At 70.2% G+C, this 23,785-nt stretch carries 19 protein-coding genes; 7 read left to right on the forward strand and 12 right to left on the reverse strand.

What is annotated here, in order from left to right; translation table 11 throughout:
- Positions 1-35: 35 nt before the first annotated feature.
- From KCH87_RS35885 to KCH87_RS35915, 7 genes are all read right to left on the reverse strand, one after another.
- On the reverse strand, positions 36-1,502 hold the full coding sequence (locus KCH87_RS35885; RefSeq protein ID WP_210592033.1) for an aldehyde dehydrogenase family protein: 1,467 nt from the start codon (positions 1,500-1,502) through the stop codon (positions 36-38).
- Complete coding sequence (locus KCH87_RS35890) at positions 1,483-2,625, reverse strand: aromatic ring-hydroxylating dioxygenase subunit alpha (protein ID WP_210592034.1); 1,143 nt, start codon at positions 2,623-2,625, stop codon at positions 1,483-1,485. Before KCH87_RS35890 ends, KCH87_RS35885 begins: the two co-directional genes overlap by 20 nt.
- An 11-nt stretch (positions 2,626-2,636) precedes the next feature.
- Positions 2,637-3,791, reverse strand: a complete 1,155-nt coding sequence (solA, locus tag KCH87_RS35895; protein ID WP_210592035.1) for an N-methyl-L-tryptophan oxidase — start codon at positions 3,789-3,791, stop codon at positions 2,637-2,639.
- 9 nt (positions 3,792-3,800) lie between these two features.
- A complete protein-coding gene (locus KCH87_RS35900) occupies positions 3,801-6,245 on the reverse strand; it encodes an FAD-dependent oxidoreductase (protein ID WP_210592036.1) in 2,445 nt (814 codons plus the stop codon).
- A 49-nt stretch (positions 6,246-6,294) separates the two neighbouring features.
- A complete protein-coding gene (locus tag KCH87_RS35905; RefSeq protein WP_210592037.1) occupies positions 6,295-6,912 on the reverse strand; it encodes an MBL fold metallo-hydrolase in 618 nt (205 codons plus the stop codon).
- Positions 6,909-7,994, reverse strand: coding sequence for an S-(hydroxymethyl)mycothiol dehydrogenase (locus KCH87_RS35910; protein WP_210592038.1), 1,086 nt, complete (start codon positions 7,992-7,994; stop codon positions 6,909-6,911). Before KCH87_RS35910 ends, KCH87_RS35905 begins: the two co-directional genes overlap by 4 nt.
- 202 nt (positions 7,995-8,196) lie before the next feature.
- A complete protein-coding gene (locus KCH87_RS35915; protein ID WP_210592039.1) occupies positions 8,197-9,036 on the reverse strand; it encodes an IclR family transcriptional regulator in 840 nt (279 codons plus the stop codon).
- A 289-nt stretch (positions 9,037-9,325) separates the two neighbouring features.
- Here KCH87_RS35915 and KCH87_RS35920 point away from each other — a divergent pair, with 289 nt between their 5' ends.
- Both KCH87_RS35920 and KCH87_RS35925 read left to right on the forward strand, forming a co-directional pair.
- The gene (locus KCH87_RS35920) at positions 9,326-9,649 is read left to right on the forward strand and encodes a bifunctional 3-phenylpropionate/cinnamic acid dioxygenase ferredoxin subunit (protein ID WP_210592040.1); all 324 of its coding nucleotides are present in this window, start codon (positions 9,326-9,328) and stop codon (positions 9,647-9,649) included.
- Positions 9,650-9,719: 70 nt separating this feature from the next.
- Positions 9,720-10,913: an NAD(P)/FAD-dependent oxidoreductase gene (locus KCH87_RS35925; RefSeq protein WP_210592041.1), complete on the forward strand. Its 1,194-nt coding sequence runs from the start codon at positions 9,720-9,722 to the stop codon at positions 10,911-10,913.
- A gap of 163 nt (positions 10,914-11,076) precedes the next feature.
- Here the strand turns inward: KCH87_RS35925 and KCH87_RS35930 are convergent, their stop codons facing one another.
- Positions 11,077-11,763, reverse strand: a complete 687-nt coding sequence (locus KCH87_RS35930; protein WP_210592042.1) for a hypothetical protein — start codon at positions 11,761-11,763, stop codon at positions 11,077-11,079.
- Between the two features lie 418 nt (positions 11,764-12,181).
- Between KCH87_RS35930 and KCH87_RS35935 the strand changes: the two genes are divergently transcribed.
- Genes KCH87_RS35935 through KCH87_RS35945 form a run of 3 tightly spaced genes read left to right on the forward strand, consistent with a single transcriptional unit; the run spans position 12,182 to position 15,790 of the window.
- Positions 12,182-14,950: a nitrate- and nitrite sensing domain-containing protein gene (locus tag KCH87_RS35935; RefSeq protein ID WP_210592043.1), complete on the forward strand. Its 2,769-nt coding sequence runs from the start codon at positions 12,182-12,184 to the stop codon at positions 14,948-14,950.
- A complete protein-coding gene (locus KCH87_RS35940; protein WP_210592044.1) occupies positions 14,947-15,384 on the forward strand; it encodes a roadblock/LC7 domain-containing protein in 438 nt (145 codons plus the stop codon). Before KCH87_RS35935 ends, KCH87_RS35940 begins: the two co-directional genes overlap by 4 nt.
- Before the next feature lie 10 nt (positions 15,385-15,394).
- The gene (locus tag KCH87_RS35945; protein WP_210592045.1) at positions 15,395-15,790 is read left to right on the forward strand and encodes a DUF742 domain-containing protein; all 396 of its coding nucleotides are present in this window, start codon (positions 15,395-15,397) and stop codon (positions 15,788-15,790) included.
- Here the strand turns inward: KCH87_RS35945 and KCH87_RS35950 are convergent.
- The 4 genes from KCH87_RS35950 to KCH87_RS35965 form a co-directional block, all read right to left on the reverse strand.
- Positions 15,768-16,250, reverse strand: a complete 483-nt coding sequence (locus KCH87_RS35950; protein ID WP_210592046.1) for a thioesterase family protein — start codon at positions 16,248-16,250, stop codon at positions 15,768-15,770. The two genes, KCH87_RS35945 and KCH87_RS35950, sit on opposite strands and share 23 nt — an antisense overlap.
- Complete coding sequence (locus KCH87_RS35955) at positions 16,247-17,221, reverse strand: 3-hydroxyacyl-CoA dehydrogenase NAD-binding domain-containing protein (RefSeq protein WP_210592047.1); 975 nt, start codon at positions 17,219-17,221, stop codon at positions 16,247-16,249. Before KCH87_RS35955 ends, KCH87_RS35950 begins: the two co-directional genes overlap by 4 nt.
- Before the next feature lie 137 nt (positions 17,222-17,358).
- Positions 17,359-18,246, reverse strand: coding sequence for a 3-keto-5-aminohexanoate cleavage protein (locus KCH87_RS35960; protein ID WP_210592048.1), 888 nt, complete (start codon positions 18,244-18,246; stop codon positions 17,359-17,361).
- Between the two features lie 136 nt (positions 18,247-18,382).
- Positions 18,383-19,201, reverse strand: a complete 819-nt coding sequence (locus KCH87_RS35965) for an IclR family transcriptional regulator (RefSeq protein ID WP_247197302.1) — start codon at positions 19,199-19,201, stop codon at positions 18,383-18,385.
- A gap of 320 nt (positions 19,202-19,521) precedes the next feature.
- Here KCH87_RS35965 and KCH87_RS35970 point away from each other — a divergent pair, with 320 nt between their 5' ends.
- Together KCH87_RS35970 and KCH87_RS35975 are read left to right on the forward strand one after the other, a co-directional pair.
- Positions 19,522-23,181, forward strand: a complete 3,660-nt coding sequence (locus KCH87_RS35970) for a hydantoinase B/oxoprolinase family protein (protein ID WP_210592049.1) — start codon at positions 19,522-19,524, stop codon at positions 23,179-23,181.
- Positions 23,162-23,767, forward strand: a complete 606-nt coding sequence (locus KCH87_RS35975; RefSeq protein ID WP_210592050.1) for an ATP/GTP-binding protein — start codon at positions 23,162-23,164, stop codon at positions 23,765-23,767. Before KCH87_RS35970 ends, KCH87_RS35975 begins: the two co-directional genes overlap by 20 nt.
- Positions 23,768-23,785: the final 18 nt, after the last annotated feature.

Consider the following 23,785-nt stretch of genomic DNA (forward strand, 5'->3'; position numbering starts at 1 on the left):
CAAGGAGGGGTGATGAGCCTGCTGCTACCCGGTAGTCAGGCGAACCACCCCTGTGGCGTGGGGTTTGTGTTGCGCCAGATGTGCTTTGGCTCGCGGTACTCTGCCAGGCCCGCCGGTCCGAGTTCGCGTCCGAATCCGGATTGCTTGAAACCGCCCCACTCCGCCTGCGGGACATAAGGGTGGAAGTCGTTGATCCAGACCGTGCCGATCCGCAGCCGCGCCGCGACCCGGGCGGCCCTGGCCTCGTCGCTGGTCCAGACGGCGCCCGCCAGGCCGTAGATCGTGTCGTTGGCGAGCCGTACCGCCTCGTCCTCGCTGCCGAACCGCTCAACGGTGAGCACCGGTCCGAAGGACTCGTCCTGCACCACCGACATGCCGCCCCTGCACTCGTCCAGCACGGTGGGCAGGTAGTAGAAGCCGTCGGCGAAGTCCGGACCGTCGGGGCGCGTGCCGCCGCAGCGCAGGACCGCGCCCTCCTCCAGGCCCTTGGCGACATAGGCCTCGATCTTGGCCAGATGTGCGGCCGAGATCAGCGGCCCGGTCTGCGCCCGCTCGTCGAACGGTCCCCCGAGCCGGATCTCCGAAGCCCGGCGTACCACCTCGTCGACGAACCGGTCGTGCAGCGAGTCCTCCACCAGCAGCCGCGCGCCTGCCGAGCAGACCTGACCGGAGTGCAGGAACACCGCGGTCAGCGCCATGTCCACGGCCGTGTCGAAGTCGGCGTCCGCGAAGACGATGTTGGGATTCTTGCCGCCGAGTTCGAGGGCGACCTTCTTCACCGTCCCGGCCGCGGCCGCCATCAGCCGGCGGCCGGTCTGGAGTCCGCCGGTGAAGGAGACGAGGTCCACGTCCGGGTGGTCGCCGAGCGGGGCGCCGGCCTCGGGACCGGCGCCCAGGACCAGGTTGGCGACGCCCGCGGGCACGCCCGCCTCCTCCAGCAGCCGCATCAGATGGATCGCGGTGTGCGGGGTCAGCTCGCTGGGCTTGAGGATGAAGGTGTTGCCGGCGGCGAGCGCCGGGGCGACCTTCCAGGCAGTCTGGAGGAGCGGGTAGTTCCAGGGCGTGATCAGCGCGCAGACGCCGACCGGCTCGTACACGACCCGGCTGTCCACGCCCTCCGTGCCCGTGTCGACGACCCGTCCCGTCTCGCTCGCGACCGTCCGGCCGAAGTAGCGGAAGCAGTTCGCGATGTCGTCGATGTCGTACTCGCTCTCGACCAGCCGCTTGCCGGTGTCCAGCGACTCGGCGCGGGCGAGCGCCTCCTTGTCCCGCAGCAGCAGGTCGGCGACTCGAAGCAGCAGGTCACCGCGCTGGTCGGGGGCTGTGTGCGGCCAAGGTCCCTCGTCGAAGGCGCGGCGGGCGGCGGCTATGGCCTCGACGGTGTCCTTGCCGCCGGCCTCGTCCACCACCCCGACGAGTGAACCGTCCGCCGGACAGCGGATCTCGCGGGTGCGCTCGTCGACCGCGCTCCGCCACTCGCCGTCAATGAACAGATCCGGCATGGCCGCCTCCCAGACGCTGAAGGACCCACTCGTGGAAGATCCCGATGTGGTGCTCGTTGGGAACCAGCACACCACCCTTCCGGTACGCTCGCGACGCCATCGCGGGCTGAGTCCGTTCACATGCTTCAAAGTCCTGCGCGTTCACCCGGTGGAACAGCTCCACCGACCTCGACACGTCCGCCCCCGACTCGACGACCTCCGGCGCGTACAGCCAGTCGCACTCGACGATCGTGCGGTCCTCGGCCATCGGGAACATGCGGTGCAATATGACATGGTCAGGCACGAGATTGATGAAGACCGTCGGTTTCACCGTGATGGCGTAGTACCGCCTGTCCTGGTCGTCGGAAATGTCGGGCAGCTTACCGAAGCCCTCGCTGCCGTCGACCGTGAAGCCCTTGACCTCCTCGCCGAACTCGGCTCCGTGGCCCACGTAGTACTGGGCCGCGTAGCCGTCCGCGAACTCCGGCAGCACGTCGGTGAGCTCGGGGTGGATGGTCGCACAGTGGTAGCACTCCATGAAGTTCTCGACGATCAGCTTCCAGTTCGCCCGCACGTCATAGGTGATGCGTTTGCCGAGCGCGAGGTTCTCCGTGCCGTAGTGCTCGATGGCCGCGACGTTGCCCAGCCGTTCCACGGCGGCATCCATCACCGTGTCCTCGAAGGAGGGCGGCTCGTCGGCCAGGCACACCCAGGCGTAGCCGAGCCATTCCCGCAGGGCCACGTTGATCAGGCCGTACTCGACACGGTCGACGTCCGGCATCTTGATCAGGTTCGGCGCGGCGATCAGCTTGCCGTCGAGGTCGTACGTCCATGCGTGGTACGGGCACTGGAGGGTCCGCCGGATCTCGCCCGACTCCTCCATGCACAGCCGGGCTCCGCGGTGGCGGCAGACGTTGAGGAAGGCACGCAGCTCGCCCTTGCGGGTCCGGGTGATGATCACGTTCTCGCGGCCGATCTGCACGGTGCGGAAGGCGCCGGGCTTGGCCAGATCGGCGCTGCGGACGGCGCAGAACCACATCGACTCGAAGAGATGCTGCTGTTCCTGCCGGAAGATCTCCGGGTCGGTGTAGAAGTGGCCCGGCAGCGTCGCGATGAGGCTGGGGGTGATGGGGGTCGTCGTCACGAGGGTGCTCCTCAGGCGGGCGCGGCGGCGAGGCGGGCGGGGTCGAACAGGCCGATGGGGTGCTCGGTGGTGCCGGTCAGGGCCAGGTCGGCGAGGATCTCCCCGACCACGGGCACGAACTTGAAGCCGTGCCCGGAGAAACCACAGGCCACGCTGACCGACTCCGGGTGCTCGGGGTGGCGGGCGATCACGAAGTGCTCGTCCGGAGTGGTGGAGTACATGCAGGTCGCGGCCTTGAGGAAGGTGCCGGGCAGATCGGGGATACAGCCGGCCAGGTGGTCGGCCATCGCCCGGATCTCGTGCTCGTGCACCGTCCGGTCGATGGTCTCCGGGGTGGTGACCGTGCCCTGGCGGAAGAAGGCGACCTTCGCGCCGAGGCCGGGGCCGTCGATGGCCGGGAAGCCGTACACCTGGACGCCTGCCGCGTCCTCCCAGATGTAGACCGGGTGGTTCTCGGGGAGGAAGGGCTCGACGCCGGTCCCCGGCTGGAACCAGTACATGATCTGCCGCTCGATCGTGAACGGCACCCCGAGATCGGTGAGCAGCTGCGGCGCCCACGCGCCCGGGCAGATCACCAACTGGCCCGCGGTGTAGGTGTTCTCGGCGGTGTGCACGCGGACGCCGTCCCGGTACGGCTCCCAGCGCGTCATCGGCTCCTCGAAGTGCAGGTCGGCGCCCTGCCGGGTGGCCAGCTGGAGATGGGCGGCGACCATGTTCTCGGGCCGCACCAGACCGGCCTTCGTCTCGTACAGCGCGATGTCGTCGTGCTTCGGCGTGAGCGTCGGGAAGCGGCGGCGGATCTCCTTCGCGTCCAGCATCTCGTGCGGCAGGTCCCACTGGAGGGCCGAGCGCAGTGAACCGGAGACGGTCAGGGAGTCGGGCGGTCCGATCATGACGCCCCCGCACAGGGTGGCGACGTCCCGGTCGGTGGCCCGCTCCAGGTCGTCGTACAGCTCGTAGGCGCGCAGCAGCAGCGGAACGTACGCCGGGTCCTCGAAGTACGACTGGCGGGTGACCCGCGAACCACCGTGGCTGGAGCCGCGGTTGTGCACGGGGCCGAACTTCTCCAGGCCGAGGACGCGGGCGCCACGCGCGGAGAGGTGGTGGGCGGCCGCACTGCCCATGCCGCCGAGACCGATGACGATGACGTCATACGTGGGGGACATACGCGTCTCCTAGCGGCGGATGCGGGTCATCTTCGGGTCGAACAGGGGCTCTTCGGCGACGGTCGCCGGGACCTTCTCGCCGAAGTACTCGATGTGCACGGCCGCCCCGGTGGCCAGCACCGGCAGCCAGGCGTAGGCGATACAGCGGCCGAGGGTGTAGCCGTACGACGCACTGGTCACGTAGCCGGCGGGGGCGCCGTCGACGTACACGGGCTCCTTGCCGAGGACGACGGCTGCCGGGTCGTCGAGGAGGAGGGGGGTGAGTTTGCGGGTGATGTCCTGGGTTTCGAGCGCCTCGCGGCCCACGAACACCTTGTCCCTGCGCACCGCGAAGCCGACCCCTGCCTCGTACGGGTTGTGCTCGTCGGTCATGTCGGTGCCCCAGGCGCGGTATCCCTTCTCCAGGCGCAGCGAGTTGAAGGCCGAGCGCCCGGCCGCGATCACGCCGTGCTCCTGGCCCGCCTCCCACAGCGTGTCCCAGAGCCTTAGCCCCAGGTCGGCGGTGGTGTACAGCTCCCAGCCGAGCTCACCGACGTAACTCAGACGCATCGCCGTCACCGGGACATGGCCGATGTACGTCTCCTTCGCGCGGAAGTAGCCGAAGGCCTCGTGCGAGAAGTCGTCGCGGGTGAGCGGCTGGACGAGGTCACGGGCCAGGGGGCCCCAGACGCCGATGCAGCAGGTTCCGGACGTGATGTCCTTGGTGTGTACGTCCCCGGGCGCGTGCCTGAGGAGCCAGTCCAGGTCCGCGGGGGAGTTGGCGCCCACCTGGAAGCGGTCGGGGGCGAGGCGGGCCACGGTGAGGTCGGAGCGGATGCCGCCCTTCTCGTCGAGGAGGAGGGTGTAGGTGACCGCGCCGGGCTTCTTGCGAAGGTTGTTGGTGGTCATGCGGTGCAGGAAGTCGAGGGCGCCGGGACCGGTGACTTCCAGGCGGCGCAGCGGCGTCATGTCGTACAGGGCGACCCTTTCGCGCGTCGCCTTCGCTTCCGCCGCCGCGACGGGAGACCAGAAGCGGGCCGACCAGGCGTCACGTTCGGGGAGTTCCAGTGCGTCGGCCAGGGGCGCGTTCGCCTCGTACCAGTGCGGGCGCTCCCAGCCACCGCCCTCCAGGAAGTACGCGCCGAGCTGCTGCTGGCGGGCGTAGAAGGGGCTGACGCGGAGGGGGCGGGGCTGCTCCATCGGCTGAAGCGGGTGGAGGACGTCGTACACCTCGACGAACTGCTGCGAACCGCGTTCCCGGACGTACGACGGTGAGCGCTGCGCCTCCTCGAAACGCGTGAGGTCGCACTCGTGCAGGTCGAGGGAGGGCCGCCCGTCGACCATCCACTCGGCGACGGCCCTGGCCACGCCGGCGGAGTGCGTGACCCAGACGGCCTCCGCCAGCCAGAAGCCTCTCAGCGTGCGGGACTCGCCCAGGACGGGCATGCCGTCCGGGGTGAAGGAGAAGACGCCGTTGAAGCCCTCCTCGATCTCCGTCTCGCGCAGAGCGGGCAGCAGCCATCGGCAGTCGTGCCAGCTCGGCGCCCAGTCCTCCTCGGTAAAGGGGTAGGAGGAGGGCATGTCCATGTCCTGCGCGCGGGCCTCGTCGTACGGCAGGACCGCGTACGGGTCGACGGGCAGCGGCTTGTGGGCGTAGGAGCCGATGCCGATGCGGTCGGTGTGCTCGCGGAAGTAGAGGTCGCGGTCCTGGAAGCGGAGGATGGGCTTCGATGCCTCGGTGGTCGCTTCTTCGAGTTCGCGGAGCGGCTTGGTTTTCGCGTACTGGTGGGCGAGCGGTTGCAGAGGTACGTCCACTCCGGCCATACGGCCGATCACCGGGCCCCAGAAACCGGCGGCGGAGACGACATGGTCGGCGGGGAAGGTGCCCTGATCGGTGACTACGCCTGTGACGCGGCCGTTCTCCTTCTCGATACCGGTGACCGTGTGGCGGTCCAGGAAGCGGGCGCCCCTTTCGGTGGCCCGTTCCATCTGGGCGCGGGCCGCGAGCAGGGCGCGGGCCAGGCCGTCGTCGGGGGTGTGGAAGCCGCCTAGGACCACCGACTCGTCGATGAGCGGCCACAGTTCCTTGCAGCGAGCCGCGGTGACCACCTCGCCGCGGATGCCCCAGGAGGCGGCGTAACCGGCCTTGCGGTGCAGGTCGGTGAGGCGTTCGGGGGTCGTGGCCAGCTCCAGGCCGCCTACCTGGTTGAAGCAGGAGACGCCGTCGACTTCCAGCGAGCCGAACTTCTCGACCGTGTACTTCGCGAACTCGGCGAGTGTCCTGGACGGGCTGGTCTGGAAGACGAGGCCGGGCGCGTGCGAGGTCGAGCCGCCGGGCGCGGGCAGCGGGCCCTGTTCGAGGACGGTGACATCGGTCCAGCCGCGGGCGGTCAACTCGTCGGCGAGCGAGCAGCCGACGATGCCGGCGCCTACGACGACCACGCGGGGGGACTGGTTTTCGGGCGTGCTGGACATGCCCCTCCTTGCCGGGGTGGGGGTGAACGCGCTTATGGGGTGACCCTGCTCAGGGGGTGGGGACGTTCGGCCGCTCGGCGGCGATCGTCGTGTTCTGGCCGTGTCCGGTGTGGACGACCGTGTCGCCGGGCAGCGTGAGCAGCCGGTTGCGGACGGACGCCTCGATGGTGGGGCGGTCCGAGTAGGAGCGGCCGGTGGCCCCAGGGCCGCCGTGGAAGAGGGTGTCGCCGGTGAAGACGGCGTTGAGGAACGGGGCGTAGAGGGAGCAACTGCCCCAGGTGTGGCCGGGGTTGTGGATGACCTGTAGTTCGATTCCGGCGACCGTGAGGATCCGGCCGTCGGTGAGGTCGCCGTCCGGCTTGCGGGCGGGGTGTGTGTGGGACCAGAGCTCGAAGTCGTCGGGGTGGAGGAGCACGGGCGCGCCGGTGAGAACGGAGAGTTCGGCGGCCGCGTCGATGTGGTCGTCGTGGGCGTGCGTGCAGACGATGGCGGTGACGTGTCGGCCTGCTACGGCCTCGTGGATCACCCGGGCGTCGTGAGGAGCGTCGACGATCAGCACCTCCTCGTCGTCGCCCACGAGCCAGACGTTGTTGTCGACGTCGAACGTGTCGCCGTCGAGGCTGAAGGTGCCCTTCGTGACGACCCGGTCCACGCGGACGCTGCTCACAGGACCACCACCGAGCGGAGGACCTCGCCGTGGTGCATCTTGGCGAACGCCCGCTCCACCTGGTCGAGCGCGATGGTCTCCGTGACGAAGGCGTTGAGGTCGAGCAGCCCGTACAGGTACTGGTCGATGAGGAACGGGAAGTCGCGGCTCGGCAGACAGTCCCCGTACCAGGACGACTTGATCGCGCCGCCGCGCGAGAACACGTCGATCAGGGGGAGTTCGACCTTCATCTCGGGGGAGGGGACGCCGACCTGGACCAGCGTGCCTGCGTGGTCGCGCATGTAGAAGGCCTGTGTGAAGGTCTCCGGTCGGCCTACGGCGTCGATCGCGATGTCCACGCCGAAGCCGTCGGTGAGCTCGCGGACCGCCTCGACCGGGTCCGTGCCACGGGAGTTGACGGTGTGCGTGGCGCCGAACCTCTCGGCCTGGTCGAGCTTCTTGTCGTCGATGTCGACGGCGATGACCTTCATGGCGCCGTTGAGGCAGGCGCCCGCGATCGCCGCGTTGCCGACGCCACCGCAGCCGATCACGGCCACCGAGTCGCCGCGCCCGACGTTGCCGGTGTTGACGGCGGCGCCGTAGCCGGCCATCACCCCGCAGCCGATGAGCCCCGCCGCTTCGGGGCGGGCGGCCGGGTTGATCTTCACCGCCTGGCCCGCCGCGACCAGGGTTTTCTCGGCGAAGGCGCCGATACCGAGCGCGTTGGAGAGCGGAGTGCCGTCGAGCAGCGTCATCGGCTGGGCGGCGTTGCGGGAGTCGAAGCAGTACCAAGGTCGGCCGCGGCGACAGGAGCGGCAGGAGCCACAGGGAGCGCGCCAGGCCAGGATCACGTAGTCGCCGGGCTCGAGGTCGGTCACGCCGGCGCCGACCGCCTCGATCGTGCCGGCCGCCTCATGGCCCAGCAGAAACGGGAACTCGTCGTTGATCGCGCCCTCGCGGTAGTGCAGATCAGTGTGGCAGACCCCGCAGGCCTGCACGTTCACCAGCACCTCACCCGGCCCCGGATCGGGGACCACGATCGTCTGCACCTCGACCGGTGCGCCCTTCTTCACAGCGACTACGGCACGGACCTCGTGTGGCACGACCAAGCTCCTCTGCTGTTGCGCAATGCACGATGGGTTGCGCTATGAGGAACATAGTGAGAATGCCGTCAGGGGGCCGTCAAGAGGTGAGGGTTAATCCTTGGCAAAAGGAACTGGCCGGACGAAATCTGCCGGACACACAGCAGGGCGGGACCAGGAGTCTCCTGGTCCCGCCCTGCCTCGATCGTCTACGCGGGCTCCGTCAGAAGCCGTATCCCATACGACGGGACAGGTCGGCCCCCGCCGCCACCGTCCGCTTGGCCAGCTCCGGCAGCCGATCGCTGCTCAGCCGGTACACCGGACCCGACACGCTGATCGCCGCGATCACCTTGCCGTCGTGCGCCCGGATCGGGGCGGCCGCGGCAGCCAGGCCCAGCTCCAGCTCCTCGACGGCCACGCAGAACCCCTGCTCGACCGCGGCCTCCAGCTCGCCGCGCAGTGCGGACGTGCCGGTGATCGTGCGCTCCGTGAAACGCGGGAGCGAGCGGGCCAGCAGGCCCTCGCGCAGGGTGAGCGGCAGGTGCGCGAGCAGCACCTTGCCGCTCGACGTGGCGTGCAGCGGTGTGCGGCGGCCCAGCCAGTTCTGGGCCGTCACGGACGCGGTGCCGCGGGCCTGCATGATGTTGACCGCCGCGTCCTCGTCCAGGACCGCGATGTTGACCGTCTCGCCCAGCTCGTCGGCGAGATCCCGGCAGACCGGAACGCCCTCCTGCGAGACGTCCAGACGCACTGCCGCCGCCCCCGCGAGGCGCAGTACGCCGGCGCCCAGGTAGTACTTGCCGCGGTCCTTCGCCTGGGCCACCAGGCCGCGGTTCTCCAGGACGCCGAGCAGCCGGAACGCGGTGGACTTGTGTACGTCCAGCTCGTCGGCGATCTCGGTGACGCCCACCTCGCCGTGCCGGGCGAGGATCTCCAGCACGCTCACGGCGCGGTCCACCGACTGCACGCCGCCCGCCCCGCCCCGGCCGCTCTGCTTCTCAGTGATGTCGGCGCTCCCGGCGGTCTCCTCGGTACGGTCGGACTGCTTCTGCGTGCGGGTCATGGCTGAACTCTCACCACCTTGCGGCCCTGTTTGGACCGCATCTGCGGGAAACCCTTGACGTGACGGTCGTCCCGCCCGGATTCTGTTGCGCATAGCGCTTGCTCGTGCGCCATACGAAACTTCATGTTACCGAAGCGTCCGGTCCCCGGAAGGGGTCCGAACTGTCCGGACCCCCCGAGGGTCCGGCACCGCTGACCTCCTGACTGTCGGACCAACGAAGGTCCGCACTCCCTACCTGCCTGGACCAAGTCGGTCCGGACCTCAGTGTCCCGGACCGAGAGGGGGGCCCGTGATTCCCGTCTGCCGCCTCGAAGACATCCCCGAGGGCGAGTCCGTCCGTCTTGAGACGTCACCGCCCATCGCCGTGTTCCACACCGAAGACGGCGAGTTGTACGCCATCGACGACACCTGCACCCACCAGGACGCCTCACTCTCCGAGGGCTGGTTGGAGGGTTGCCTGGTCGAATGCCCGCTGCACGCCGCTTCATTCGATCTCCGTACCGGCCAACCGACCTGCCTCCCGGCCCGGCGCGCCGTGCGCACGCACAGCGTCACCGTCGACGACGGCGTGGTCCATGTCCATATCGCCGTGGAGGAGGGCACCGCCGCATGAACGCCCTGACACGGTGGGACGCGGCGGCGGGGGGCGTGGGTGCCGTGGGTGGAGAGAGGAGCCGTGCCGTATGAGGACCGTGACCGTCGTCGGTGCCTCGCTCTCCGGGCTGTACGCCGCCCGGGAGCTGCGCGCCCAGGGGTTCGACGGGCGACTGGTGATCGTCGGTGACGAGCCCCACCGCCCGTACGACCGGCCGCCTCTGTCCAAGGACTTCCTCACCGGCGGTGCCGACGAGGACCGACTCGCCCTCACCGACGCCGAGGAGACCGCCGAACTCGACGCCGAGTGGCTTCTCGGCGTCCGTGCCCGAGGGCTCGACGCCCGCGGCCGTACCGTGCTGCTCGACGGCGGCCGGACGGTGTCCACCGACGGTGTCGTCATCGCCACCGGCGCCTCGGCCCGCCGCCTCCCGGGCGACACCCTCGCCGGGGTGCACACCCTGCGCACCCTCGACGACGCCCGTGCCCTGCGTGCCGAACTCAGCCGCGGCCCACGCCGAGTCGTCGTCATCGGCGGCGGCTTCATCGGTGCCGAGACCGCGTCCTCGTGCGCCGGCCTCGGCCACACCGTCACCGTCGTCGAGGCCGCCCCGCTGCCGCTCGTGCCCCAACTCGGCGCCGAGATGGCCTCCGTGTGCGCCACGCTGCACCGGCGTGGCGGCGTCGACCTGGTCACCGGCACCGGTGTGGCCGGGCTGCACGGCACCGTCTCGGTCACCGGCGTGGAGCTCTCCGACGGCCGTACCCTGCCCGCCGATGTCGTGATCGTCGGCATCGGCGCCGTCCCCAACACGGGCTGGCTGGCGGGCTCGACGCTCGCCCTGCACGACGGCGTCCTGTGCGACGACGGCTGTGCGACCGCGCTGCCGCAGGTGGTCGCCGTCGGCGATGTCGCCCGCGTCGGCGGATCCCGCGCCGAGCACTGGACGTCCGCGACGGAGCAGCCCAAGGTCGCCGTGGCCAACCTGCTCGCCGGACGCACCGTGCAGAGCGTGCGGTCCGTGCCGTACTTCTGGTCGGACCAGTACGGCGCACGCATCCAGTTCGCCGGCCGGCGTCAGGACGGGGACACGGTCCGGCTCGCCGAGGGCGAACTGGCCGACGGCGCACCGGCCGAGGGCGGCTTCCTGGCGCTGTACGAGCGGGACGGCCATGCGACCGCGGTGCTCTCCGTGGACCGGCCGCGCCCCTTCATGCGGGCGCGACGGGAACTCGTACGCGGCGCACGAGGGGAGAACCGGCCACAGCCGGCCGCGCTCTGACCGTCGCCGGCTCGGGAGTGATGCGGCTCACCATCGCCAGTTCAGCAGTGGCGCGGCTCACCATCGGCGGCTGAGGAGTGTCGCAGCTCGCCATCGCCGGTTCAGGAGCACGGCCGCTGACCGGGCGCCGGTTCAGGAGCACGGCAGCTGGCCGGGCGCCGGCTCAGGAGTGAGACAGCTGACCGGCGCCACCCCGACTCCGTATCCGCTCCTGGGCGCGCTCGGCGTTCCGCTCCTGCCGCCTGGCCCTGCGTCGCTCGCGCCGTAGGGCCCGCGCGGTGCTGCTGGGTATGGACACCACGCCGTTGCGCTGGTTCCACACCTGACGGGTCACCCAGACGTCCAGTGCGCCCCATGTGGCCACCACCGTGCTGGCCACGCTGCTGAGCACCATGGGGAACGCCAGCCACGATCCGGCCAGCGTGCACAGGAAGGCCACCATCGCCTGGATCAGCGTCACGGCGATGACGAGCACCGCCCGCACCGCCGCCGTACGCACCGGATCCGGCATCCGACGCCGCTGCGTGGGCTCCTCGACCCACAACTGCCGGTAATTCGGCTGCTCCTGCACACTCTCGCGAACACCGGTTTCCGGGGCACGCTCCCGCGTCTTCGTGTCCGTACCCGCACCGGCCTCCGCGACGCGCTCCTGTATCACTGCGCCCGCACCGCCCTTCGCCACGCTCACCCGTACCGCCGCCCCGGCGTCGGCCGCCGCAGCGTCCCGACCGTCCGTCGTGTCCCGGTCGGTTGCCGGAATGCCGCGATCCCGTGCCTCGGGGATCCGTTGTGCCGTCGCCTGCGCCGCATTGCCGTCACCGGGCGCCTCGCGCCGCTCCGCCGTGCCCATCAACGTGTCACTCCCCACCGCCGGTCACACCCGCTCGCCCGTGTCCGAAGACACGGCTCCCCAGTGGGTGCCCGGCTTGCGCTGTTTTACGCCGCCCGGGTGCGGGATGCGGCTCCTGTGGCCGATTCCGCCCCCAATTCCCGTCAGTAGGACGAACGGCCCGCCTCGAAGATTCCCAACTACCGTAAAATTCCAGCCAACCGGCGCGGTAATCGACCGGAATGTTCACCGCGGAGACCGTGGGATCGAGGGCGGCAATCTCCCGTAATGGCCGGACAACTCCCCACGACCCGCCATCGTTGTGGACGTTCAGCTTCCGGACGGGTCTTCGAGTTACCTATGCGTCAGTAGTAGGCTCGCGCCGTTTGTTGACGTACATGTGTACCCCCGGCCGGCGGGGGTCGAGCTGGGGGAGGCCATGCGCTTTCGCGGGAAGTCCATCCGCCGGAAGATCGTGGCGCTGCTTCTCGTGCCGCTGGTGTCACTGACGGCTATCTGGGGCTTCGCCACGGTACTCACCGGGCGTGAGGCGGGCCAGCTGTTCAACGTGTCCGAGGTCGTGGAGAACATCGGCTACCCGGCCGAGGACACCGTCCGGGTCCTCCAGCAGGAACGCCGCCAGACCCTCGTCTACCTCGCCGACCCGCGCGCCTCCGACGGGCTCGCCGCGCTGCGCCGCAGCAGGGCCGCCACCGACGAGGCCGTCGCCGAGATCCGTGGGAACGCCGAGGACGCGGACGTACGCGACGCGGTGGGGCAGGCCACGGGCGAGCGGCTGACGGCCGTCCTGGAGGCCCTCGACGGCATCCAGTCGCTGCGCCGCAGCGTCGAGGACGGCACCGTCAACCGCGCCCAGGCCCTCGATCTGTACAACCGGCTGGTCGACCCCTGTTACGTCCTGCTCATCAACCTCCACGTCGTGGACGACCTGGAACTGGACAAGCAGTACCGCGCCCTCATCAACCTTGCCCGGGCCCGCGAACTGCTCTCCCGCGAGGACGCCCTCCTCGGCTCCGCGCTGATCGTCGGCAGGATCACCCGCGGCGAGGCACGTGACATCTCCGACCTCGTGGCCCAGCGCACGCTGATGTACGACGTCAACCTGCCGCTGCTGCCCTCTTCGGACCGCGACCGCTACGAGCGCTTCTGGAAGAACGCCGCCAGCGCCCCGTTGCGCGTCGCAGAGGAATCCGCCAGCTCCTCCCTCGACGGCACCCCGAGCGATGTCACCGCACAGACCTGGGACACCGCCGCCGGCGATGTGCTGGACGAACTCGGCACCCTCAACGACCAGGCGAACGACCGCTATCAGGACCGCGTACGCCCGGTCGCGATCGGCGTCATCGCCCAGGCCGCCGTCGCCGGTGTCCTCGGCCTGATCGCGCTCCTGTTCTCGCTCGTCCTGTCCGTGCGCATCGGCCGCGGCCTCATCCGCGATCTGCGGCAACTGCGCCTGGAGGCGCACGAGGCGTCCGGCGTCCGGCTGCCGAGCGTGATGCGCCGCCTGTCCGCCGGCGAACAGGTCGACGTCGAGACCGAGGTCCCCCGCCTGGAGTTCGACAGGAACGAGATGGGCGAGGTCGGCCAGGCCCTCAACACCCTCCAGCGCGCCGCCGTCGAGGCCGCCGTCAAACAGGCCGAACTCCGTGCCGGCGTCTCCGAGGTCTTCGTGAACCTCGCCCGGCGCAGCCAGGTCCTGCTGCACAAGCAGCTCACCCTGCTCGACACCATGGAGCGCAGGACCGAGGACACCGAGGAACTCGCCGACCTCTTCCGGCTCGACCACCTCACCACCCGTATGCGCAGGCACGCCGAGGGCCTGGTGATCCTCTCCGGCGCCGCCCCCTCCCGGCAGTGGCGCAAGCCCGTCCAGCTCATGGACGTCGTACGCGCCGCCGTCGCCGAGGTGGAGGACTACGAGCGCATCGAGGTCCGCCGACTGCCCAGGGTCGCCGTCACCGGCCCGGCCGTCGCGGACCTCACCCATCTCGTCGCCGAACTCCTGGAGAACGCCACGGTGTTCTCCCCGCCGCACACCGCCGTCCAGGTTCTCGGCGAGCGCGTCGCCAACGGCTTCACCCTCGAGATCCACGACCGCGGTCTCGGTATGGCCGCCGACGCGCTGCTGGATGCCAACCTCCGGCTCGCCGAGACACCCGAGTTCGAGCTGTCCGACACCGACCGGCTCGGCCTGTTCGTGGTCAGCCGGCTCGCCCAGCGGCAGAACGTCCGTGTCTCCCTCCAGCCCTCCCCGTACGGCGGCACCACCGCGGTCGTCTTCATCCCCGACGCGCTGTTGACGGACGACGTCCCCGATACCAACGGCATCGGCTTCCGCCTCGACCGGGACCGGCCCTCGAAGGAGGCCGAGCTGGAGGAGAGCCGGCGCTCGGCGCTCTCCCAGGTGCCCGTGCAGCTCCCGGGTCTGCCGCCTGCCCTCCTGAACGGGCCGGTCGAACTGGAAGCCCCTGTCGACCTGGATGCCCTGAACGACTTCCCGGGCACACTCGACGACGAGGACGGCGAACGCGGCGGCATCTTCCGCCCGCGCGGCCCCGCCCCCGCGGGCCTGCCCGGCGAACCGCACCAGTCGGGCCGACCCGACGCGGACGACCGTCGCGGCGCTCCGGTCCCGCTGCCTCGCCGCGGCGCTCCCAAGCTGGTCAGCTCGCACGGGCGTCCGGTCACCGAGCAGCGGCCCCGGCGCGAGAGCGAGGAATCCTCGGACACGGCACCGGCCCTCCCGAAGCGCACCCGCCGCGCCGCCATCGCGTCGGCGGGTCAGGAGGCCAGGCACGAAGGCCGAGAGGAAACCGGACAGGAGGCCAGGCACGAGGGCAGACTGGAGACCGGACCGGAGACCAGACCTGAGCGCAGAGCGGAACCCGGACCGGGGGCCGGACCCGAGCCCGGTCAGGACGGCGCCGCCGCACCGACCACCGGCTCGCGTACGGCGCCCCTGCCCCGCCGGGTCCGGCAGGCCAACCTGGCCCCGCAGCTCAAACGGGCTGCCGAGCAGCGCACCGAGCAGCGGGCCGAGCCCGCCGAACGGGACGCCGACGAGGTACGCAGCCGGATGGCCTCGCTCCAGCGCGGCTGGCAGCGCGGCCGCAGTGAGAACGCCGAGGGCGATGACTCGCCCAGCGGCACAGCACCACAACGAACGACTAAGGGGGACGGTCGATGACCGCACCGAAGGCGAACGGCGACGGCGACACCGGCAGGACGGGCGAGCTGAACTGGCTCCTGGACGACCTGGTGGACCGTGTCGCGAGCATCCGCAAGGCCGTCGTGCTCTCCGGCGACGGACTTGCGACGGGGGCGTCCAAAGACCTGACCCGGGAGGACAGCGAGCACCTGGCCGCCGTCGCCTCCGGATTCCACAGCCTCGCCAAGGGCGTGGGCCGGCACTTCGAGGCGGGCAGCGTTCGGCAGACGGTCGTCGAGCTGGACGAGGCCTTCCTGTTCGTCACGGCAGCCGGTGACGGCAGCTGCCTCGCCGTCCTGGCGGACGCCGATTCCGATGTCGGCCAGGTCGCGTACGAGATGACGCTCCTGGTGAAGCGGGTCGGTGTACATCTGGGGGCCGCACCACGCACCGATCTGCCTGCGGGCGGGTAGTGAGAATGACATGAGCGGAGACGGTCAGGGAAGAAGCCACTGGTTCGACGACGAGGCCGGACCGGTGGTCCGTCCGTACGCCATGACGCGCGGCCGCACCAGCCATGCGGGCCAGCACCGCCTGGACCTGATCGCGGTGGTCGTCACGGAACCCGACGCGGAGGACTCAGACGCGGACCACACGCTGTCCCCGGAGCACGTGGACATCGTCGGTCTGTGCCGGGACACTCCGCAGTCGGTCGCCGAGCTCGCCGCCGAACTCGACCTCCCCATCGGCGTCGTACGCGTCCTCATCGGCGACCTCGTGGACGGGGAACTCGTCCACGTGAATCGTCCGGTACCTCCGGCGGAGCTGCCGGACGAGAGCATCCTGCGTGATGTGATCAACGGGCTCCGGGCGTTGTGACCACCGGTTCGATCGACCGTCCCGCCCATCCGGGCGGCTCCTCCGCGAGCGCCGTGAGGCGCTCGCGGACTTCGGGCGGGAACGGGACGGCGCGCCCCGCCCCCTGATCGACGTGCAGCATCAGCAGCTCAGTCGTGGCGACCGGGTCGGGCTCCGCTCGCGGCCCTTCCACGACGTACATCTCGTGCGTGAACCGCGCCTTCTTCCCGGCCGCTCCCAGCACGCGCGTGTGTACGGCGAGTTGGGCGCCCTCCGATACGTCCCGCAGATAACGGACGTGCGCCTCGACCGTGTACAGCGAGCAGCCGGTGCGCTTGCGGTACGCGGAGTCCAGCCCCGTACGCTCCATCAGCGCGTCCGTCGCGAAGCCGAAGACGAGGACGTAATACGCCTCGCTCATATGCCCGTTGTAGTCGATCCACTCGGGGCGCACCGTTTCCCGGAACAGCGGCAGACTCATTCGGCACCGGTCCGGGGCAGTCGGCCGGTGGCGCGCAGGACGTCGATGACGCCCCGGTCGCGTTCGGCGACGAGATCGGCGATCGTACGGCCCTCGGCGGCGTCGTCGCAGCCGGCCACCACCGCGTCGTAGAGCGCCTTGTCCAGCTCGGGGGCTTCCAGGCGGGTCCACGGGGACTTCAGGGACGGCCCGAAGTGGTCGAGCATATGGGCCATTCCACCCTCACCGCCCGCGAGCGCGAAGGTCAGCATCGGACCCATCACCGCCCAGCGCAGGCCAGGCCCCTCGGTGATCGACAGATCGATCTCACGGACCGTCGCCTCGCCGCCCGCGACCATGTGCAGGGCCTCGCGCCACAGGGCCTCCTGGAGGCGGTTGGCGATGAAGCCGGGGACCTCGCGGTCCATGGTGATGACGGACTTGCCCGCCTCCTCGTAGAAGCGCGCGGCCCAACTGACCGCTTCGGCGTCCGTGCGCTCGCCGCCGACGACCTCGACGAGCGGTATGAGGTACGGCGGATTGAACGGATGTCCGACCACCAGCCGGCCGGGTGTGACGGCCTCGGTCTGCATGTCCGTCATCGGGTAGCCGGAGGTCGAGGAGGCGACGATGACGCCGGGCGGCGTCGCCGCGTCCAGCTTGGCCAGCAGCTCGCGCTTGAGGCCCAGCTTCTCCGGAGCGCTCTCCTGCACGAACTGCGCCTCGGCGACCGCCTCTTCGAGGGTGTCGGTCACGGTGAGCCGGTCGGCGCTCGCACCCGGGGCGAGGCCCAGTTGCTCCAGCGCGGGCCACGCGGCCTCGACCAGCCGGCGCAGCCGGGCCTCGGCGTCGGGCGCCGGGTCCCAGGCCGTGACGTCGTAACCGCGGGCGAGGAAGTGGGCGGCCCAGCCGCCGCCGATGACTCCGGCGCCGACACAGGCGACGCGGCGCACGTCCTCGGGGGCGTCGGCGGGGGTGTACGTCTCCGTCAACTCAGGCTCCTTCTGGTCTTCTTGGCGGGGAGTCGGCTGGGTGGGTTACAGGGGGTCGGTATGGGGCCCTGCGGGTGCCACCTGTCGGTAGATGCCCTGCGGGGTGCCACCGGTCGGTACAGCGCCCGGCGGGGATGTCAGCCGCGTGGCTTGAGGCCGAGCTTGAGACGTGCCTCGTCGGGCGTGGCGACGCGCGCGCCCAGCGCCTCGACGATCGTCACGGCACGCTCCACGAGTTGGGCGTTGGTCGCCTTGACGCCCTTGCCCAGGTGGAGGTTGTCCTCCAGGCCGACTCGCACATGGCCGCCGAGCAGCATCGACTGCGCCACCCACGGCATCTGCATACGTCCGAGCGCGAAGCTGGCCCACTGGGCGCCCTCCGGCAGCATGTTCACCATCGACTGAAGGACGCCGGGATCCGCGGGCGCGCCCCACGGGATGCCCATGCACAGCTGGAACACGGTCGGGTCGTCGAGCAGCCCCTCGGCGAGCAACTGCTTGGCGAACCACAGCTGCCCGGTGTCGAAGATCTCCAACTCCGGCCGCACGCCCAGCTCCTGGATGCGCCGGGCGCCGGTGCGCAGCATGTCGGGCGTGGAGACGTAGAGGTTGGATCCGTCGCCGAAGTTGAGCGAGCCGCAGTCCAGGGTGCAGATGTCGGGCAGCAGGTCCTCGACGTGCGGGAGCCGTTCGAGCCCGCCGACCAGGTCGGTGCCGGGCAGGTACTTCAGCGGCTCCGCGGGGTCGATCACCAGGTCGCCGCCCATGCCTGCGGTGAGGTTGATGACGACGTCGGTGCCGGTCTCCTTGATGCGCTCGACGACCTCGCGATACAGGCGTGGATCGCGTGAGGGCGCCCCGGTCTCGGGGTCGCGGACGTGGATGTGGACGGCGGCGGCACCGGCCTCGGCGGCCTGTACGGCGGACGTGGCGATCTGTTCCGGAGTGACGGGGACATGCGGGCTCTTGCGCACGGTGTCGCCGGCGCCGGTGAGGGCGCAGGTGATGATGACGTCCTGGTTCATGGTCGCGCTGGTTCCTCTCTGGGCTGAGGTGGAGCAATGAGCCACCACGGTGCTCACATCACGAGCAGTCATCGCGGAATATGAATACGAACGTGCGCTGTCTCGGGCAGCCACGTCAAGGGTGCCTGCCCCGGCCCTACGTGCGCGCAGCCGCCGCGATCTCCTCCGCCGCCGCCCGCGCCAGAGCCCCCAGATCCGCGAACCGCGCCTCGTTCACCCGGTCCTGCGGCCCCCAGATGCTGACCACGGCGAACGGCCGGCCGCGGCTGCTGAGCACCGGCGCGGACACCCCGTACAGATTCCGCTCCATCTCACCCGCGCAGACGCTGTATCCGTGCTCGCGTGTCCGTGCGAACTCCTCCCACAGACGCCCACGGTCGGTGACGGTCGTGTCGGTGAACGCGGTCAGCGGCTCGCTGAGCAGCGACTCGGCCTCCTCTTGGGGCAGCCAGGCCAGTAGTGCCTTGCCGGTCGACGTGGCGTGCAGCGGCACCTGCCGTCCCAGCCACTTGGCGCTCAGGACGACGGGCGGGGTCACTTCGTCGACGTACGTCAGCCCGAGCTGCTGCACGACGGCGAGGTTGGCGGTCTCGCCGGTCTGCTCGCTGACCCGGCGCAGCGTGCCGTGCGCCCTGCGGATCAGCCCGTCGAAGCCGGCCGCGGATGCCATCCGGGCGACCGTGAAACCGATGGTGTAGCGGTTGCTGGCGGGATCGCGCTCCACCAGGCCGTACTGCTCCAGCGTGGACAGCAGCCGCCACGCCGTCGCCCGGTTGAGCCCGCACTGCGCGGCCAGGTTCGAGGCCGTGTCACCGTCCGGCGCGCTGTCGGCGGTCGCCTGGAGCAGGGTGATCGCCCGCTCCAGGGACTGGACCTTGCCCGACGCTCCGCCCGGCTCAGCGGGCTGGGCGGACTCGCTGTCGCCGGGGGTCCGTCCGGTGTTCGGCATGCGCATCTTCCTGGCTCCTGACGGCTCGCGGGACACGTCCTCACCTTCTCATCATTTGGGCAGCCATCGCACCATGTGAACGACGGTGATCTGAAGAGGAGGCAGCCGGCCCAACCTGACGCGTGCCCTGAAGCCCATGTGCCTCCCGACGCGATGAAGGCCGCGGAAGAGGGCCCACGAGCCTCCGCGACCAGCACCGCCCGGTGCGGACCGGGCACTGCGGCAGCCCTCCCGATATGATCTGACCGATCGGCGACGACCATCTGCGGCCTGCCCACCAGCGAGCTGCGGATACGGTTCCGAGCAGCGCGATCGGGGAGACGGACGTGACGACGGGCTGGCAGTTCTGGGTCGACCGAGGCGGCACCTTCACGGACATCGTCGCGCGGCGCCCCGACGGCCGGCTCCTCACGCACAAGCTGCTGTCCGACAACCCCGCGCGCTACGCCGATGCCGCAGTCGCCGGCGTACGCGAACTGCTCGACGGCTCCCAGGACCCCGTCGAGGCCGTCCGGATGGGGACGACCGTCGCCACGAACGCCCTCCTGGAACGCAAGGGCGAGCGCACCCTCCTGGTCATCACCCGGGGCTTCCGCGACGCCCTGCGCATCGCCTACCAGAACCGCCCCCGCATCTTCGCCCGCCGCATCGAACTTCCGGAACTGCTCTACGAACGCGTCGTCGAGGTCGACGAGCGCATCGCCGCCGACGGCACCGTCCTGCGCGCGCCCGACCTGGACTCCCTCGCCGGGCCCCTTCAGGAGGCGTACGACGACGGGATCCGGGCGATTGCCGTGGTCTGCATGCACAGCCACCTCCACCCTGCCCATGAACAGGCCGTGGGTGAGTTGGCCGCCCGAATCGGCTTCCCGCAGATCTCGCTGTCCAGCGAGGTCAGCCCACTGATGAAGCTCGTCCCCCGGGGGGACACCGCAGTCGTCGACGCCTACCTGTCCCCGGTGCTGCGCCGCTACGTCCAGCACGTCGCCGACGAACTCGAAGGCGTGCGGCTGATGTTCATGCAGTCCAACGGCGGGCTCGCGGAAGCCGGGCAGTTCCGCGGCAAGGACGCCATCCTCTCCGGGCCCGCCGGCGGCATCGTCGGCATGGCCCGCATGTCGCAGCTGGCCGGCTTCGAACGCGTCATCGGCTTCGACATGGGTGGCACCTCCACCGACGTCTCCCACTTCGCGGGCGAGTACGAACGCGTCTTCACCACACAGATCGCCGGCGTCCGGCTGCGGGCGCCCATGCTGGACATCCACACCGTCGCGGCCGGCGGAGGCTCGGTCCTCCACTTCGACGGCTCCCGCTACCGCGTAGGGCCGGACTCGGCGGGAGCGGACCCGGGTCCCGCCTCCTACCGGGGTGGCGGCCCGCTTGCCGTCACCGACGCCAACGTCATGCTCGGCCGTATCCAACCCGCCCATTTTCCCAAGGTGTTCGGTTCCGACGGCGATCAGCCACTCGACGCCGCGCTCGTCCGCGACCGGTTCGCCGCTCTCACCCGCGAGATCCGAGAGCAGACCGGCGACGAGCGCACGCCGGAACAGGTGGCCGAGGGCTACCTGCAGATCGCCGTTACCAATATCGCCAACGCGGTCAAGCGGATCTCCGTCCAGAAGGGCCACGACGTCACCCGCTACGCCCTCACCACCTTCGGTGGCGCGGGAGGCCAGCACGCGTGCATGGTCGCCGACTCGCTCGGCATCCGTACCGTCCTGGTGCCGCCCATGGCCGGTGTCCTCTCCGCGCTCGGTATCGGGCTGGCCGACACCACCGCCATGCGTGAACAGTCCGTCGAGGCACCCCTGGAGCCCGCCTCGATGCCCGCCGTCCTCAAGACCGCCGACGACCTGGAGGGCGCCGCCCGCGCCGAACTCCTCGCCGAGGACGTCCCCGAGGACCGCATCCGCGTCACCCGCCGCGCCCAGCTCCGCTACGACGGCACGGACACGCCCCTCACCGTCGAGTTCGCCGAGCCCGACACCATGCTGCACGTCTTCGAAGAACGTCATCGCGCCACGTACTCCTTCACGCTCGACCGCCCGGTCGTCGTGGAAGCCCTCTCCGTAGAAGCCACCGGCATCACCGAACCCCCCGATCTCTCCGCTCTCGCCCCGTTCGAAGCCGCCCCTGAAGGCCGCTCCACCGCACCGGAGACCGTCCGCCTCCACACGGACGGCGCCTGGCGCGACGTACCCCTCCACCGCCGTGAGGACCTGCCCCCCGGCGAAACCGTCACCGGCCCGGCGATCATCACCGAGGCCAGTGCGACGACCGTCGTCGACGACGGCTGGCGGGCCGCGACGACCGACGACGGGCATCTGGTCATGGAACGCGCGGCGATTACGCAGAGTTCCGATCTCGGTACGCAAGCCGACCCCGTTCTGCTTGAGGTCTTCAACAACCTCTTCATGTCGATCGCCGAACAGATGGGCGCCCGGCTGGAGTCCACCGCCCAGTCCGTCAACATCAAAGAGCGCCTGGACTTCTCCTGCGCCCTCTTCGACCCGGACGGAAACCTGGTGGCCAACGCCCCCCACATCCCCGTCCACCTGGGCTCGATGGGCACCAGCGTCAAGGAGGTCATCCGGCGGCGCGGCTCAGGGATGCGGCCCGGCGACACCTACGCCGTCAACGACCCGTACCACGGCGGCACCCATCTCCCCGACGTCACCGTGATCACCCCGGTCTTCGACACCGAGAACACAGAGGACACCGAGGACACGGAAAGTAGCCGGATCCTGTTCTACGTCGCCTCCCGCGGTCACCACGCCGAGATCGGCGGTATCGCGCCCGGCTCCATGCCCGCGAACAGCCGCACCATCGACGAGGAAGGCATCCTCTTCGACAACTGGCTGCTCGCCGAGAACGGCCACTTCCGCGAGGCCGAGACCCTCCGCCTCCTCACTGAGGCGCCCCACCCCTCCCGCAACCCGAAGACCAACCTCGCCGACCTGCGCGCCCAGATCGCCGCCAACCAGAAAGGCGTCGACGAAGTCGCCCGGATGATCGACAACTTCGGCCTCGATGCCGTCCAGGCGTATATGAAGCACGTTCAGGACAATGCCGAGGAAGCCGTACGCCGTGTCATCGACTCGCTGGACGACGGCGAGTACGCATACGAGACCGACTCGGGTGCCGTCATCCGGGTCAGCGTGCGCGTCGACCGCGAGAACCGTTCCGCGACGGTCGACTTCACCGGGACGTCACCCCAGCTGTCCTCCAACTTCAATGCCCCCTTCGCGGTCGTCAACGCGGCTGTGCTGTACGTCTTCCGCACCCTCGTCGCCGACGACATCCCGCTCAACGACGGCTGTCTGCGCCCCCTCGACATCGTCGTACCGCCCGGCTCGATGCTCGCGCCCGAGCCGCCTGCCGCCGTTGTCGCGGGCAACGTCGAAACCTCCCAGGCGATCACCGGCGCGCTCTATGCCGCGCTCGGTGTCCAGGCCGAGGGCTCCGGCACCATGAACAACGTGACCTTCGGCAACGAGCGGCACCAGTACTACGAGACCGTCGCCTCCGGATCCGGAGCGGGCGACGGCTTCCCCGGCGCGCCTGTCGTCCAGACCCATATGACCAACTCACGGCTCACCGACCCGGAGGTCCTGGAGTGGCGACTGCCCGTCCAGCTCGACGAGTTCGCCGTGCGGCGTGACAGCGGCGGCGCCGGACGCTGGCGCGGCGGCGACGGAGCGGTGCGCCGTATCCGGTTCCACGAGCCGATGACCGTCTCCACCCTCTCCCAGCACCGCAGGGTGCCGCCGTACGGCATGGCGGGCGGTGAACCCGGTGCGCTGGGCGCCAACCGTGTCGAGCGCGCGGACGGTACGGTCAGCGCACTGAGCGCAAGTGATGCGACGGACGTCGTCCCCGGCGACGTACTCGTCGTCGAAACCCCAGGCGGCGGAGGCTACGGTCCACCGTCTCTCGACCCCCATCAAGCAGGAGAAGAGATCGATGATCTTCGGGCGTTCTGAGCGTGGCAAACCCCCGGTCGAGCCCGTCACGCTCAAGATCCTGGTGGCCGGCGGATTCGGCGTGGGCAAGACGACTCTCGTCGGCGCGGTCAGCGAGATCAGGCCGCTGCGCACCGAGGAACTGCTCACGGAGGCCGGGCGCCCGGTCGACGACACGAGCGGCGTGGAGGGCAAGCACACCACCACCGTCGCGATGGACTTCGGGCGCATCACCCTGCGCGAGGACCTGGTGCTGTATCTCTTCGGCACGCCCGGTCAGGACCGGTTCTGGTTCATGTGGGACGAGCTCTCCGAGGGCGCGCTCGGCGCCGTCGTCCTCGCGGACACCCGTCGCCTGGAGGACTCCTTCGCCGCAGTCGACTACTTCGAGCGGCGTTCCATACCCTTCCTCGTCGGCGTCAACTGCTTCGAGGGAGCGTCCCGTTACCCGGAGGACGATGTGCGCCAGGCACTCGACCTCGACGGACACGTGCCGCTGTTCCTGTGCGACGCCCGCGACCGGGAGTCCGTCAAGGAGGTCCTCATCGGCGTGGTCCAACACGCCATGGCGTACGCGGCGGAGCGCCGCCAGTCCGTCACCACCTGACACACGGGTACGGCCCGT

This window comes from Streptomyces sp. GESEQ-35 (genome assembly GCF_017948485.1).
Taxonomy (GTDB): domain Bacteria; phylum Actinomycetota; class Actinomycetes; order Streptomycetales; family Streptomycetaceae; genus Streptomyces.